Here is a 15,620-nt window from a genome sequence, read left to right as displayed (position 1 = left end):
ATTGAGGCTATTTTTGTTATAAAAAGTCCTGCATCAGGTCTGAAACAATCTCTGCCGCCGGACGAATGGATTTGATGACGGAAATACCTGTGCCGGTTGACACAACACCCTGATCAAAATTCCCCAGCCTCATCGCCTGCCACAGCGAGTGATAGCCGTTCATGGCCTTAAACATGGTTTCACGATCCGTGTTCTGAGCATCTAACTCTGCCAGCTTTGGACTCAAATCGGTGGGCAAGCTACGGTAATAGGCTGGCAGTGTGCGGAACAACAGCAAATCCTCTGCCGTGGAGTCGACAATCAGACGTTTAACTTTTTCAGCCGCTGGGTTTTCAAGCGCAGTCAAAAAAAGAGTGCCCGCATAGACCCCTTCTGCCCCCAGAGCCATTGCGGCACGCACGCCGCGCACATCACCTATTCCACCCGCTGCGATGACCGGCACGTTCACGCTATCAACGATCATGGGAACGATGCTGAATGTGCCAATCTCCCGGCTCGGTACGGTCCCACCTTCGTCAAAACCTGTGGCGATGATGATGTCGGCTCCTAATTTTTCTGCTTCTTTTGAATTAGCGATAGTGGGTGTCAGAGCGCGATAAAGGGTTTTTATGCCGTTGCTTTTAAAGAATTCAAATATCTCTGCATCCAGCACTTCATTGATAAGCACTACCTCTACACCTTCTTCGACCAGCATCTCAGCAGTGGGTCGCCAGAAGCTCATATCCGGACCGTTAATCAGGGTCGCAGCAAAGGGTTTATTCGTCAGTTTTTTAACTTTTCGGATCTCCTTCCGCATACGATCCAGCGCCACAAAGCGCGAGCCTGGCTGACTTTCTTGCCCGGCGTGGGGACCCAGCGTGCCCAGCCCACCCGCGTTTGACACCGCAGCAACCAGTTCCGCATTGGTCAGGAAATACAAAGGTGCCTGAATGAGTGGATAGCGAATGTTTAAGATTTTAGTGACGCGGTTATTCATTTTTAAATCCTGGAGAAAATCAGACTGGAGAATTTTACCCTTTGAAAAATGGAATGGAATCATCAAAAATAGGAACATCATCCCCAAAAATGGAAAGAACAATGGATTTTAATGCAACGAAATTGTTCATCGCGGTGATGAATGCCGGAAGCTTTTCTGCGGCGAGTGACAAAACAGGGGTGCCCATCTCCACGTTAAGTCGAAAAATTAATGAGCTTGAGCAGGCCTTGAACGTTCAACTCCTGGAACGCTCACGACAGGGTGTTAGGCCAACCCATAAAGGACAACAGTTCTTTGAACAGGCTCGTCTGGGTATCGAATTGCTGGAGGATGCACAAAAGTCGGTAACCTCAGCCCACAACTTACAGGGTAAGTTACGTCTGTCCGTGCCCCCTAATTTCTCTATCTGGTGGGATTTACTGATTGAATTTCAGCAGCGCTATCCGGATATCAATGTCTTTTGTCATTCAAGCGAAAGAGTCGTTGATTTGTTTGAAGATGGCGTCGATGTTGCGCTACGAATGGGCAACTTAAATACGGATGATGTAATTGCTAAACCTCTCATGACAGTGGAAGTTTTGTTCGTGGCAAGTCCCTCATTATTGGCCCGACATGGTACGCCAACGTCACTGGCTGAAATGGGCCGACTTCCTGTTGCTGCCTGGGAAAGCCTGAATCAGAGTTCTTTTGAATGGGGGTCAGGAACGGAAAAAGTAAAATACGAACCCTTCTTTTCCACTAATAATGTCCAGGGATTAATACATTACGCACTGAGTGGTATGGGCGTCACACAGCTCCCCGATTTATTAGCCAGGCCCTGGCTGGAGAACGGTGAGCTGATAGCGCTTTTGCCCGAAACAGCCAAACAAGTCCTGCCATTGCACCTTGTTTACGCCCGTCATAAACATCCTTCAGCCCTGGTGCGGGCCTATCTGGATTTTTGCGAAGAATGGGTGGCAAAACTGCGTTAGCGTTTCCGGTGAAGGTCCATGCGCCTGTCAGGCAGAAAGCACCCTGTAGCTGCGCATAAAACGGGACCTAACTTCTCGATTGATCAGCCTCAACGTTTACGCTGATGTTAAGCCTTTTGGCTTCCATCGTTATTAACTGTTGGGCAACGGCCATATCGCCGCCATGAACGCGATCTATCAGGTTCTGGATGAGCGTCACCATCAAAAAACTCTGATTAGCAGGAGAGAAATCTGTTATATCGATCCCGCTGTCCTGGAGCTGCTGGTGTGCTGCTCTTTCTGTTTCTTCAACAATTTCAGCCGTTTTCTGTTTCATCTGGTCAAGGTGTGCAAAGACGATACGGTTTATCATGTCGATTTGTTCTGGCGTGAAATTTTTGTCCATTTTTATCCCTCATGACGGTTTGAAACGCAAAAAATTGCTGCTATCGGAATATATATAATAAATGAATTAATCACTGCTTAAATAGTAAGACTTTCTTAAGTTTGAAAAGGCCAGAGGCCGCCGCTGGCATCTGGCCAGATGAGGGATTAACGCATGGTCAGGCCGCCATCAATCGAGATGGACTGGCCTGTGACGTAGGATGATGCGTCACTGGAGAGCCAAAGCACCACATCTGCAATCTCTTCTGCCTTGCCATGACGCTGCATGGGCACGCCCTGCACCATCGCCTCCAGCGCCTCTTTTTGACCAGCGGCAACCATGGCGTCAACCATCGGGGTCCAGATCAGCCCCGGGCAGACGGCGTTGACGCGAATATTGCGCGCGGCATATTCAAGCGCAGCACTTTTTGTCAGGCCCAGCACCCCATGCTTGGCGGCATGGTAGTTAGCGCGTTGTGCCCCGCCCACAATCCCGCCGATCGAAGAGCAGTTCACGATAACGCCGCTCCCCTGGTTACGCATCTGCTGCAGTTCATACTTCATGCAGCCCCAGACCCCGCGCAGGTTTACCGCCGTGACGCGGTCGAAATCCTCTGCGGTGGCATCGGCGATCTCCGCCAGCACATTCTGAATACCGGCGTTGTTGAAGGCGATATCGAGACGGCCAAAGGTGGCGACAGTCTCCGCCACCATCGCCGCGACGTCATCCAGATCCGCCGCATTGCAGGTCACCGCTCTGGCGGTGTAGCCCGAAGCCACCAGCGACTCAGCGGCCTGATTCACCGCCCCGGCGTTGATATCAGCCAGCATCACGGAGGCGCCCGCCGCCGCGTAGGCTTTTGCAGTGGCAAGACCAATACCCGAAGCGGCACCGGTCACTAAGGCAATTTTATTTTCGAGAGAATAAGTCATAAATAATTTCCTGATTGAAGACGAAGCGGGTTATTAAAGATTTTTACTGAAGAAGGCAGCGAGTTTCTCTACCGCCGGATTAACGAACTGCGGCTTGTCATATAAATCAAAATGCGATGCGCCAGGAATAATCGTTAACTCCTTCGGCTGTTTGGCATTATCATAAGCCTGCTGGCTAAATTTACGGGTTTCCGCTTTTCCTCCGGCAATTAATAATACCGGCCGCGGAGAAATATCCGCCATATGCTCGAGCGGATAATACGCCATATGTAGCCCCGGGCTGGTCACCACATACCGGTTGCGGGCATTCGGATGCGCGCCGCGTGGGGTGAGATAATACTCCGTCGCTTCGCGCACAAAGTTGGGCGTGCTGGCATTGACGCTATCCCGCGCCGGGAGCAGTTGTTCACCCCGCACCGGCGCACCGGCGGCCTCTTTATTTAACTGAGCATCGACGCTTTGCAGTAATTTCACCCTGTCGTCAGCAGAGACAGGCGATCCCTCAATACCGTTACGGGTGGCATCCCCGATGTCATAGGTCACCACCCCGGCAACCGCTTTAACCCGCAGATCGGTTTGCGCTTCGTGGAGGGTATAGCCGCCGCCAGCACAGATCCCCAGGGTTCCGATGCGGGCGGCATCAACCTGCGGGAGAGTGCTCAGATAGCCAATCGCGCTGCGGATATCCTGCACCCGATCGGCCGGGTTTTCGAGGTCACGCGGTAAGCCTCCGCTTTCACCGTAGTGAGAGGCGTCATAGGCCAGGGTGATGAATCCGCGCTTCGCCAGCTGTTGGGCGTACAGACCCGACGTCTGCTCTTTTACTCCGCCCCAGGGATGGGAAACCACAATCGCCGGGTATTTTTTCGCGCTATCGAAATTGGGCGGCAGGTAGAGATTGGCCGCCATGTTGATGGTGCCGTTTTGAAATGAGACTTTTTGCGCGTTCATGACATTAATACCTTCCGCAACGGTCGTTGGCTCTGTTTGTGCAGAGAGTGCCGTATTGGCAATAAGTATTGATGCCAATAATAATGAAACCTTAGATAAAGACATGAGGCCTCCCGACCGATATTATTATCAGTTTGATTGAAGTGTTTTAGGGTTAATTACAACAAAGCTATGGCGCGAAATACAATATTCACCAGAGTCAACTTAATACAGCTAGACTATTTCCCCAATCACGCCCGGAGATATTTTCCCGGCTATCGTATTTGCTTGAAGGTAAATATACATAACCTCTTCAACCCCGACCAGCCCTGCCTGTTTCTTGCATTTATAAACAGAATTCATTAATCTTTTTAAGCCCCACTTATCCCCTTTATCGCTTCTTAGTGAGGAAGACATGGCTCGCGAGGGTTTCAGCGATCTATTAGCACTTATCGCGATAGCGCAGACCGGGAGTTTTACCCGGGCAGCGGCACAGCTGGGCGTCACCCAGCCCGCCCTGAGTGCCAGCATCCGCGGTCTGGAGGAGCGGCTTGGCGTGCGCGTGTTGCTGCGCAGCACGCGCCGGGTCACCCTGACGATGGCGGGTCAACACCTGGTAGACAGGATCGTGCCGGAATTTGCATACATCGAGAAGGAGCTGGAATCCCTGAACGACCTGCGGGACAAGCCAACCGGCACCCTGCGCATCACCGCCATTGACTACGCCATCCGCCAGGTGTTGTGGCCTAAACTCTCCCCTTTTTTGCAGCAGTATCCGGACATCACCGTTGAGCTGATCAGCGAGTATGCCAGCGTCGATATTGCCGCGAGAGGCTATGACGCCGGGGTCAGGTTTGGCATGGAGCTGGCGCAGGATATGATCTCGGTGCGAATCAGCCCGGACGTGAAGAATACGGTTGTCGGTTCGGCAGATTATTTCACGCGCTTTCCCCTACCCGAGCGGCCTGAGGATCTCACTCAACACAGGTGCATCCGGCTGCGCACCTCCACCTATGGCGGCCTCTATGACTGGGAGTTTACCGAGGAGCAGCGTGAGTTCGCCGTCAGGATCGGCGGCCCCGTCATCTGTAATAACGCCTACGACATTCTCGAGGCCGCAAAAGCGGGCCTGGGTCTGGCCTACCTGCCACAGGATATGGTTCAGCCCTGGCTGGATTCAGGCGAGCTGGTGTCGGTACTCGAAGCCTGGTGCCCGCTCTGGCCGGGCCTGCATCTCTACTACCCTAACCGACGCCAGCATTCCCGGGCGATGACGCTGATGGTTGAGGCGTTGCGGTTCCATGAGCAGCAGCCCTGACGGGGCTTTTAACGCATAAACGAGGCGGAATATGTCAGGTGAAATCTTCAGGGATATCGTGGCGTTCATCACTATCGCCCGGGAACTCAGTTTTACCCGGGCGGCCGCTGAACTGGGCGTTTCTCAGTCGGCGTTAAGCCACACCATCCGTAATCTTGAGGCGCGGCTGGGGCTACGGCTGCTGATCCGCACCACGCGCAGCGTCTCTCCTACGGAGGCAGGGCTGCGCCTGCTGGAGCGGGTGTCACCCCGCTTCGATGTGATTGCCGATGAACTGGCCTCCCTGAGCGAGCTGGGGAGCAAAATCGCCGGTACCGTGCGGATAACGGCGTCGGATTTCGCCTGGAACACCTTCGTCTGGCCGCGCCTTTCTCCTGCCTTGCGTCACTATCCTGACGTACAGCTGGAGGTATCCAACGATCCGGCCCTGACGGATATTGTTGCTGACCGTTTTGACGCCGGTATCAGGCCGGGCGACAGGCTCGGCAAAAATATGGCGTCAGTCCGCATATCACCCGACTGGCGAAACGTGATTGTCGCCTCCCCGGATTATCTCTCCGGAAAAGATCTCCCACTCACGCCCGAGGATTTAGTCCGGCACGCCTGCATCAACACCCGATACGCTATGAAGGAGGGGATCAGCCCCTGGGAACTGAAAAAGGGAGACGGCGTTCAGGCCTGCCGTGTCGATGGCCCTCTGATCTTCAATACGGTGTATGCCGCCCTCGACGCCGCGCTGGCGGGATATGGCCTGGCTTATGTGCCGGAGATACTTGCCCGTCCGGGGCTGGAAAATGGCCGTCTTCAGGCAGTGCTTGAGGCGTGGTGTCCGCCGCGTCAGGGGTTCCATATATTTTATTCCAGCGAGCGTCAGCTCCTGCCGGCACTCTCGATGATTATTGAGACATTACGTTATGAGCCAGGGTTCATGCCCTCCTGTACTAAGCAAGCCGCAGGCAATCCTTAAAAACCTGCCAGCAAACATTCAGCATTACCGGCAGGTTTTTCGTTACTCGCGCTGCACGTCAGCGAGGATTTTTGCCATCCACACACGGTCAATTGCCCCCGTCTCGTAATGGGCGAGGGTAAAGATCTTGGCCTGACTCATCATTAGCGCCAGTTCGGGGGTGATATTGAAACTTGCCGCAACTTCATGGCGCTCAAGTTCTGGCCGACGCTTACGCCGTTCAATACGAAAGCGCAGCTGGTTGTATTTTGCCCAGCCGATCAGCGCCAGACTGATAAGACAGGCCACCAGCAGGTAGATACTCAGCGTACTGAGCGTGGTGTAGAACGGCCTGGTCCCTATAAAAGGATCATGTTCAATTGCGGTTATCAGACCATTGTAAATCAGCCAGCTAAACCCCAGCCAGGCCACGATCGTTAACAGGGCATCCAGCGCGCGTGGAAACAGCCGTTGTTCAGTAAAAATTAAAGGTTGGATCATGGTTTTAATCTCCCAATACCGCGATCGGGACTCACCCAACGAGCTCTGCTGCGTTTGCGGCGCAGCATGACTTTCGGGAAAGCCACAAGCGTAGTGAACAGGCTCAACATCCAGTACACCACCGGAAACCAGATAATCCAGAACAGAGACGCCGCAATACCTTTCTCGTAGCGTCTTTCAATAATCAGACTGACCATGAACTGCAACAGACAGACCACGCCCAGCATCAGGCCAGTAAAAGCCGGTGGGAAAAGGTGTTGAACATATAAAGAATCGGGCATCGGAATAAGCAGCCCGAAGAGGAACAACAGAATGCTGACGGCATAGGCAAAGGCCCATGCGGTTGACATACAAAACTCAATAAACAGAGGCCACATGCGTCGGTACTCCCAGCTCCACAAGCGACGCATATTGACAATAAATACCTCCGCGCCCCCCTGTGCCCAGCGCAGACGCTGCTTCCAAAGCCCTTTTAGCGTCTCGGGCATCAAAATCCAACACAGCGCACGAGGTTCGAAGAAAATTGACCAGTGGCGCAGCTGTAACTTCCAACTGATATCAATATCTTCCGTGATCATATCCGGGCTCCAGTATCCCACCTCTGCCAGGGCGCGACGGCGATAAGCGGCAATGACACCGGAAACGGTAAAGACCTGACCATAGACGCGCTGGGTACGCTTGATAAGGCCGATGATAGATGAAAACTCCCCCACCTGGACTCGCCCCACCAGCGTTGAACGCGTACGGATACGCGGATTACCGGTCACCGCCCCCACGCGAGGGTAATTGAGCAGCGGGGCGACCATATACACTGCCGCATCCTTATCCAGCAGCGCATCACCATCAATACACACCAGAAAATCACTGCGTGCCGCCGCAGCACCCGCCTGCAGGGCTACCGCTTTACCCTGATTTTCCGCCAGGTGTATCACCCGCAGCCGCGAATATTCACTCGCCAGCTTGTCCAGCACGGCCGCGGTGCTGTCGATAGAACCGTCATTGATAGCAATCACTTCTATATTTTCATAACGTTGCGCCAGCGCCGCTTCGATAGTCTCACGGGCATTCAACCCTTCGTTAAAGCACGGCACAAGAATGGAAATCAGCGGATTGCCTTCGAGTACAGGTGGCGGTGTGCCCGGCCCCCATGGCCAGTGGCGCTCGCGGTGAAACCAGAAGTAAAGTCCACCGCTAATCCAGAGGGCCGACATAAACAGCGGCCAGAAAAAGACGAAATCAAGGATCACTTCACCGGTAAAAATCACCGCCACGCCGAGCGGAAAACTGAACATCAGGCAAAGGATCAGGAAGGCGATGAGGCGATCGGTCATTTTTGCGGATACCAGTAGGAGGAAAAAGCAGAACGGATCTCTGCCATCCGGGGTTGATCGTTAATGAAATCGTCCGGGTAGTAGCCATAGTTTCTGGCACCGCTCATCTTGAGCTGCCGCATCCACCCGTTAAGCATTTCACCGCTAATGTTGTCCTGCCCTGCCCCCTTACGCCAGTCGCGGGCCTGAAGTTCAAAAACCGTTTTATCCAGCGCGCCCGGGAAACGGGCTACCTGCCCGACGAGTCTGTCCAGCCAGGCATTGGCATCGTTGACCGGGACATTTTCCATCAGCGGCATCGCCATCGGGGCTGTCCAGTCGTAGGTGCCGAGAAAATCATTCAGGTTTTGCGCAAACCAGGTTTCGCTCTGCGGATCCAGTATCGGCATGGCGTAAATGTTGCGGGCGGTTTTGATCTGTGGACCGCGCACCGCACGCACGGTTTGCGTGAGCTGTCGGGTAAAATCAATCAGGGCGCGACTTTTAAAGCGCGTCCAGCGCGCCAGCAGTTGCGGGTTGGCGCGGATCTGCGCAAGGTCGTCCGGGAAGCCTGCTGAACGATAGGCTTTGAGCGCATCCGGGGAGGCATCCTCAAAGTCGGTCAAAAAAGCGTCATCATGGAACAGAATGCCGCTGAAGTTGGCGTGCCGCGCCAGGTCCTCGTAGATGTCGTTGATTCTCTGCCGGGCAACCGCATTCCAGGGTGATAAGCGCAAGTACTGGCGATTATCTGGCGCACTTCGTCCGGTGTCTGACGACCACGCCGCCACGCGTGGCACAGAGGGGTCTAACCCAAACGCCAGGACCGGCATCCAGGCGTAAACCTTCACCCCGGCACGGGTCTGCAACTGCCAGGAAACGAAGTTGAACAGATCCGCCCGCATAGGTAGCCAGCGACTGCGGAAATAGAGCGCATTGACGTTGCCGTCCCCTTTCGGATCGGCATAAGCCTGTAAAAAGACATGGGTTATCTTCATATCGAAAACCCGCTGAATGAGCAGATCGATATTTTTGCGCTGCTGAGTCGGGTTTTTGTCGTACACATAGTCGAGATCGACATGCATAACCCGCATGGTTTCAGGTTCCCTGACCTGAGCTATCTGGCTGGCGAAGCTACGCAGCGAAGGGTTATTGGAAATCAGCACCCGGGGAACATCTTCCAGATTTGAGGCATTCGCCAGCCCCTGGTTCAGGGTGAAAGCCATCTGGTAGCCCTGCTGATGCGCGATCTTCAGTGTGGTCCCGCTCGCCGCCCCGTAAGGCCAGACCCAGGCTCGCGGTGCTTTCCCGGTGACCTCTTCGATTTTGCCCGTAATGCGAGACAGGTCGGCACTCATCCGCTTTTCAAACTGCGCATCCGTTTCGTACTGTCCGCTGGTTTTATCGTAAAAACGGTTAGCGGCTGCGGGTTCCTTACTGCCTTGCGGATTGGCCTGATGGCCGTAATGGGAGGCCCAGGTGTGCGCCCCCACTTCCACGAGCCCCGACTCGCTGGCCTCGCGTACCATCTTCCAGGTGGCAAATTTTTCCCGCGGCGTTTTTAGTCCGCCAAAATCCACCAGCGAATGTTCCGGTGCATCCACCCAACTGCCGACAGGCGCCCACAGAGCAGGCCATTTGAACAACCGAAGCAGCGGCAGAACGCGCGTTGAGAAGCTACTGTATCCATCATCAAAGGTCAGCATCACCGCCTTTTCAGGCAAGGTGATTTTCCCGGCATGGGCATCCAGCACCTGCTGCACGCTAATCGGGTGGTAGCCATTATCATGCAACCAGGCAAACTGGTCGTTCAGAGCGCTGGTGCGCACGGACAGATAACGCTGATCGGCGGCACCGTCCTCCACGTCATGCCAGCCCAGCACCAGAAAGCTGTTTGTGGGCCAGCGCTGATCCGCATACAGCGCCGGCCGCTCGGCGGGAGGAAGATAACGCGGTGCCGCGGCCAGTGCACACATGCTCATCATCATCCACCCAACTATTACCCTCGCGGCGAGAAGCCATCGTTTCATCATCAATCGCCCTTAAAACCTGACATTCAGATCAAATGCGAGGGCAATATTGCGCTCCCGCTTACCGTCGTAAGGACGCTTATCCCAGGTAAGTGTCACCCCGGCATCCACTACGTTATTCCATTGAATACGTTGCCCGTAACCTAACTGATTGATGGCCCCAGCGCTGTACCCCTTTTGCCAGTAACCGCCCGCCCCCGCCTCAAACTGCTGCTTCCAGACCGTCTCGTAATGGCGGTACAGCACATGTTCGGCGCGCAGCCCTGCTACCGCCGAAACATCACGTTTGGGGTTGTAATAAGGCACATTTTCTTTGCTGTTATGGCTGCCGCCGATGCCGGGGATAAAATCCAGCGTAAAACGTGGCAGCGTCCAGAGGCGTTCTTTACCGCTGATGCCATATTCCAGTCGATCGTTGCCGTCGGTGAAATGGGCGCCGGAAAGTGAAAGTTGATATTCGCGTCGTTCGTTCTGATACCAGCGCAACCACAGATCGCCACCGTTGGCGTTTACCCCATTGCGCAGGGCACGCAGCGGGGTGTTACGTGATAGCCGCTCCGCCGAGCCCCCGACCCGCCAGCTGTCGCTGAAATCGTACCAGCCAGAGAGGCGTCCGCCGATTTTCTGATCGCTGCCATCGTTGCGCCCGGAGACCTCCATTTCGGCCCAGCTATCCCTTGACGTCCATTCCGCGCCCGCCAGCAGGTCCCGACTTATTCCCTTCCCCTCCTCAAAATCGCCACGGGCAAAGTTGTAGCCGGTAAACAGTCGCCAGTTTTGGTTAATGGGTGGGCTATAAAGCGCCGCGTTGAGAGTAAAATCATTTTTGCCACTGACCGGACTGTCGGATGAGATGCCCTGAGACCCGGCTATCCGCAGTTCAGCTTTGTTATGCACCTCCATCAGTCGTTCAAGCTGCAACGTGGCGGCGTCATCCGGGCTGCGGGTGACCACATCCTTCGTCAGTTCGTCGGCCTGCTGCCACTCCTGAAGCTCCATGGCCGTCCATGCTTGTTGCCTTTCCAGCGCCAGGTTGCTGGGTTCCAGGACTTCGGCAAGCTTAAGTTCGCGCTCTGCGGCACGAGGTAATCCTCTCGCCAGCAGCACTGACGCATAGGCAATACGCAGTGCCTGGTTACCCGATCCTGTACGCGCCAACTGCTCCGCATGCGTCTCGGCTGCAGGCAAATTATTGACGGCCACCAGGTATTCGGTTCGTAAGGTTCTGGCCAGCAGCCAGTTGTCATTGGGCTGCGGCGTGGGAGAGCCATAGACCTTTTGCAGATAAGGAGTCTCTCTGGTGTAGGCATCCAGTTGCTGCTCCGCTTCGTCGAAATGGTTGTTATCGAGACGGGCAAACAGCAGTTCCTGTTGATCGTCCATGGTCATCGGCTGTGATGCCAGGGTCGAGCCGCGCGGAAAATAGATGCTTTCAAGCAGCGACTCGGCTTTGTCCGGCTGCTTCTGCGCAAGATAGGCAGAAGCGACCCATCTTCTGGCGTAGTCAGGAACCGGCGTTCCGCTCGCCTCGAGCGATTCAAATTCGGCTATCGTCTCATCCATGCGTTTACGGATCACCAGCGCCCCCAGTCGGTCAATTCTGGCGCGTCGCACATCACCTTGCGCCTCGGGCTGTTGTTCCCACGCGGCAATCAGCGCGTCATAGCGAGCCAGGGCTTTATCAGCCACCAGGAATCGTTCATCTTCATTGCGGGTGGGCGTGAACGCAGCGCGGACGGTTTGCGCCGCCGCATCCAGTTCAAGTTGACGTGTAATGGCATCAGGCTGCGGGTAACGCTCTGAAAGGGTCAGCGCGGGGCCGGCAATGCGGTTGGCCGACATGGCAGCCAGCAGCGTGGGCACCACGTTTTTGTTGTGGTCTGAATCGGTATCGATTTGGCTGGCCGCCAGTACTGAATCCCAGTTTTTCCCCTGAGCATGATAAACATAAGCCAGCAGGGCCTCTCTCTCTGGCCCCGGCTCCTCGTCTGCCCAGCGTTGGGCTTCGGTGATGGCCTGCTCGTTGCGATGAGCATCTGCGAGCGTCATTATCCAGCCTGTGCGGGCATCGCTATTGCCGGGCTCAGTTTGCAGAACGGTTTCCCAGACGGCCAGCGAGGCATTCCACTGCTTTTGGTTACGCAGCGCGCGGGCGGCAGCGATTTGCCCTCTGGCAGGGATGTCCATGCTTTGGCGATAACGATCCCATACCGCCAGCGTCTCAACGTCATTATTGGCCCATGAGGAAACCTGAAGCCAGTCAGCAATCTCTCCCGCCGTTAACTGGGTCTGCTTTTCGCGAACGGCAAGGTATTGCAATAAAGGCTGGCGGTCGCCATCCCGCGCCTGAATAATAAGTTCGTCGTAGGTAGAGGTTTCGGCATATACCCATGTCGGGAATAACATACTCACCATTAATAAGTATCGTCCTGAACGCAAGGGTTTAATGACGCAAGAGGAGCAGAAAACTCTGAACATAGCTAACCCTTTTTCTCTGTTTTAACGTGAGCTTTTCATTTATTCATGACTAGAAGATGACGAAAATTTAATAACTAAGCAAGCAACAAAAAAGCGCAGATGAATTTAAAATATCATGCTTTTTCCGTATTTCTCATTATCAAGGCAAGGGCTACGTATTATCACACAACACCGGGGCACCGCTCCAAAAGTTAGCAGCCATATTTACCTTTTACCAACCCATAAAATAAAAAAACACGCCGGAGCGTGCTTTTCATGTTAATTTCACCCTTTCGTATTAGACTTTTTCTGCATACTCAGTAAAAAGTGCTGGCCAACGTCTGCTAAAAATTCTTATCCAGAGAAAGCGTGACATTCCTCTGTCGATAATCATAGAAATCGATATTGCTATCGACCCGTTTATAGGTGAAATTCAGTTTCGGCATAACCCCAAAGAAATAAAGGTCGCGATGCCAGAGCGAGAGGTTATAGATCTGTTCGTTATCTTTCCGTCGTGTCGAGAAGATATCACTGTCGGCCTGGTAATTGCGTCTGGCAATGGCCGTGGTGGCGGCAAAGGAGAGTTGCCAGGGCATATCAACCTGCACCCCGCTGCGCAAACCTACCCGATGGTTAGATTCACTGCGAGTGAAGGTCTGCTGATCGAGCAGATCGAAGCCGGCAAATCCTGACACCCGGTTACTGAAGGCATGGGACAGGGTTGTGGAAGAGTAACGATTTTGTCCGCGCAAGAATCGATAATCTTCATCATCATAATCCAGTTTCTGATATTCCAGCGCCTGACTCACCTGCCAGGTGGGCGTAAGTAAATAACTGTATTCGGCGCGGACACCAGGGCCAGAAGAGTACGCCTCGGTGCCATACCATCTTTTTTCATAAAAAGGCAACAGGGCAAACTGTTGGCGGAAATTACGCCATTGATATCCGGCATAAGCACGGGTGGTAATATCATCAAAATCATGATTATTCCAGTAACTCTTACCGTTTACCGTACCAAGGAATCGCAAGCCATGCTGATCGTAGAGTTGAACATCTTTTTGTAATGCGCCATTGAACCAGAAACCTTCTCCGCGCTGAGGGAAACTATCCTTATTACGAATAAACAGGCGATCGCCAACCCGAATGGTTTTACCTGATGAAGCATTATTCACATTGCTGTCATTCAGATAACTCACGCTGAATGAACCCGTTAATGCGCTGCCTTTCTGAATGCGCTCAAGATATTGTGCAATGACCTGCTGAATATTCTCAGGCGGATTGCTTTGTAATACACGACGAAATTGATAATCAGCGGCGTCAAACTGACGATTTTCAAACATGGCACGCGCTAAATCCAGACGCACCGCAGCAAAGTCAGGATGACTGCTCAGAATAGCGCGATAGTGTTCAATCGCCTCTGCATAATGTCCCTTACTGCGCGCCAGACCGGCTTTTGCAAAATGAATCAGGGTAGAATCCGGATTGGGTGACGCCGCATAGACAGATAAAATGGCACGAACCATCGGCCACTTTTCTTCACGAATGGCCTGATCAAGCAGCGCCATCGCCAGCTCTGGCTGTTCCGCCAGTTGAGCATTGGTAACATGCAGCGTCTTTTCGCCAGGCACGGTGCGCTTGTCCGGCGTGGTCAGTCGTTCAAAGTGGGGAGCAGCAGGAATCGAGTCGGTTTCCGGCGGCGCAGCAAACGCAACGCTGAGCGGGCACAGCAAACTCAGTGCGCCAGTACGCAAAATATTCATAGAAAGGCTTACCATCTGAAGGTCCGGTCAGCCAGGCTGACCGGAAAACGATTTATTGACGTGTCGCGCCAAAGGATGCGTTTTTAGTCGTGTCTGCAAACTGCGCCAGACCGCCTAACTCTTCAGCCGTGGGGCCATTGAAATGACCGGTGAAGGTCCCCGCCTGCTCGCCGGATTGCGCACTACCGGTGAAACCACCGTTGGCAATGTTGCCCTGCATCGCCACTTCGCTACCAAAGACTTCATTTCCGGCAATGGTACCGTTGATGGTTTTCGCCGCGAAATCAATGTTAAAGCTGGCATCGCTCAGGATATTTTCACGCATACCGTAACCCACATAGGTCGCCGTTCCCTGGGTTGGCACGTTAGCCGCCAGCGTGGCATCCCCGGTGTAGAAGACCTCATGCTGACCTTTTTCATACTGTGTCCAGGTACCAAACGTGGTGTAACTCATGCGACCGCAGCACCATGACGTTGAGGAGACCGGGGAATGGTCGTCACGGGTGAGCCGTTGGGTTTGCGTCAGGCCCGCAGAGATCCCGGTGCCGCGCATAACGTATTCACGACCCTCCGGGGTGGTGTAGGTCCAACCAGAAATGGTACCACCGGTGGACAGACTGGCCGGTGCCGCGGCAGGGGTTTCCGGTGTGGTAGCCGGATTGCCGTTATCCGTTTGCACAGGCGCAGTAGTTACCGGGGGCGTGCTGTCGCTACCGCCGCCGCCACCACCGCCGCCGCCGCCGCCACCGCCACATGCAGTCAGCACAAAAGCAGTCAGTAATAAACCAGGTTTTAAGATCCCCATACGCTAAACGTCCTTGGTTGTGAATAAATTCGTAGGATTTGTAACAAAATTTTTTACGAATAAATTTACGTCAAAACATTCAGCATCTCTAATGAATAGTTCTTATTCCCGGTAATTCTAAGATTAATCTTAGCCGCCGTTAATACAACGTTGCGCCTACGGATCGGTTAATCAGCGTTAATTTGAGTTAAGTCGATTAATTAGCGCTTTTTGCACGCGCTTTTTATTATGCGCCCTTATTCATCCTCTCTCTTGATCATGACAAATAATGTCACTTAGGGCGTGCGGACTGCAGTCTGCATCAGAAAATTCATAACGAC

The 15,620-nt window shown here is 53.7% G+C and carries 13 protein-coding genes; 3 read left to right on the top strand and 10 right to left on the bottom strand.

Features of this window, described 5'->3' with window-relative positions; genetic code table 11:
- Positions 1–16: 16 nt before the first annotated feature.
- The gene (locus tag SOM40_RS10580; RefSeq protein ID WP_320456893.1) at positions 17–976 is read right to left on the bottom strand and encodes an NAD(P)H-dependent flavin oxidoreductase; all 960 of its coding nucleotides are present in this window, start codon (positions 974–976) and stop codon (positions 17–19) included.
- A 101-nt stretch (positions 977–1,077) separates the two neighbouring features.
- On the opposite strand from SOM40_RS10580, the gene SOM40_RS10575 reads away from it, so the two are divergent.
- Positions 1,078–1,947, top strand: coding sequence for a LysR family transcriptional regulator (locus tag SOM40_RS10575; RefSeq protein WP_320456894.1), 870 nt, complete (start codon positions 1,078–1,080; stop codon positions 1,945–1,947).
- Between the two features lie 67 nt (positions 1,948–2,014).
- Here SOM40_RS10575 and SOM40_RS10570 read toward each other — a convergent pair whose 3' ends face one another.
- The 3 genes from SOM40_RS10570 to SOM40_RS10560 form a co-directional block, all read right to left on the bottom strand.
- Positions 2,015–2,332: a nitroreductase gene (locus tag SOM40_RS10570; RefSeq protein WP_320456895.1), complete on the bottom strand. Its 318-nt coding sequence runs from the start codon at positions 2,330–2,332 to the stop codon at positions 2,015–2,017.
- Between the two features lie 146 nt (positions 2,333–2,478).
- Complete coding sequence (locus tag SOM40_RS10565) at positions 2,479–3,243, bottom strand: SDR family NAD(P)-dependent oxidoreductase (RefSeq protein WP_320456896.1); 765 nt, start codon at positions 3,241–3,243, stop codon at positions 2,479–2,481.
- Between the two features lie 33 nt (positions 3,244–3,276).
- Entirely contained in the window at positions 3,277–4,194 is a 918-nt protein-coding gene (locus SOM40_RS10560; protein WP_320456897.1) for an alpha/beta hydrolase, read from the bottom strand.
- A 394-nt stretch (positions 4,195–4,588) separates the two neighbouring features.
- On the opposite strand from SOM40_RS10560, the gene SOM40_RS10555 reads away from it, so the two are divergent.
- Together SOM40_RS10555 and SOM40_RS10550 are read left to right on the top strand one after the other, a co-directional pair.
- Positions 4,589–5,491: a LysR family transcriptional regulator gene (locus SOM40_RS10555; protein WP_262673376.1), complete on the top strand. Its 903-nt coding sequence runs from the start codon at positions 4,589–4,591 to the stop codon at positions 5,489–5,491.
- A gap of 31 nt (positions 5,492–5,522) precedes the next feature.
- The gene (locus SOM40_RS10550; RefSeq protein WP_320456898.1) at positions 5,523–6,458 is read left to right on the top strand and encodes a LysR family transcriptional regulator; all 936 of its coding nucleotides are present in this window, start codon (positions 5,523–5,525) and stop codon (positions 6,456–6,458) included.
- A gap of 42 nt (positions 6,459–6,500) precedes the next feature.
- Here the strand turns inward: SOM40_RS10550 and pgaD are convergent, their stop codons facing one another.
- From pgaD to SOM40_RS10520, 6 genes are all read right to left on the bottom strand, one after another.
- Positions 6,501–6,938 carry a poly-beta-1,6-N-acetyl-D-glucosamine biosynthesis protein PgaD gene (pgaD, locus tag SOM40_RS10545; RefSeq protein ID WP_166182345.1) on the bottom strand — a complete coding sequence of 146 codons (438 nt, stop codon included), beginning with the start codon at positions 6,936–6,938 and terminating at the stop codon, positions 6,501–6,503.
- Positions 6,935–8,269, bottom strand: a complete 1,335-nt coding sequence (gene pgaC, locus SOM40_RS10540; RefSeq protein WP_312996396.1) for a poly-beta-1,6-N-acetyl-D-glucosamine synthase — start codon at positions 8,267–8,269, stop codon at positions 6,935–6,937. The genes pgaD and pgaC overlap by 4 nt, the downstream gene beginning before the upstream one ends.
- Positions 8,266–10,281, bottom strand: a complete 2,016-nt coding sequence (gene pgaB / locus SOM40_RS10535; protein WP_320456899.1) for a poly-beta-1,6-N-acetyl-D-glucosamine N-deacetylase PgaB — start codon at positions 10,279–10,281, stop codon at positions 8,266–8,268. The genes pgaC and pgaB overlap by 4 nt, the downstream gene beginning before the upstream one ends.
- Positions 10,282–10,290: 9 nt before the next feature.
- Positions 10,291–12,756, bottom strand: coding sequence for a poly-beta-1,6 N-acetyl-D-glucosamine export porin PgaA (gene pgaA, locus SOM40_RS10530; RefSeq protein ID WP_414672269.1), 2,466 nt, complete (start codon positions 12,754–12,756; stop codon positions 10,291–10,293).
- Between the two features lie 323 nt (positions 12,757–13,079).
- Positions 13,080–14,495: a surface lipoprotein assembly modifier gene (locus SOM40_RS10525; RefSeq protein WP_320456901.1), complete on the bottom strand. Its 1,416-nt coding sequence runs from the start codon at positions 14,493–14,495 to the stop codon at positions 13,080–13,082.
- A 52-nt stretch (positions 14,496–14,547) separates the two neighbouring features.
- Positions 14,548–15,300, bottom strand: coding sequence for a Slam-dependent surface lipoprotein (locus SOM40_RS10520; RefSeq protein WP_320456902.1), 753 nt, complete (start codon positions 15,298–15,300; stop codon positions 14,548–14,550).
- Positions 15,301–15,620 lie beyond the last annotated feature (320 nt).

It is taken from the genome of Leclercia sp. CFBP8987, from assembly GCF_034044995.2.
In the GTDB taxonomy this organism is placed as follows: domain Bacteria; phylum Pseudomonadota; class Gammaproteobacteria; order Enterobacterales; family Enterobacteriaceae; genus Enterobacter; species Enterobacter tamurae.
Note: the sequence above shows the minus strand (reverse complement) of the source record. Positions and strands in the feature narration are given on the sequence as shown.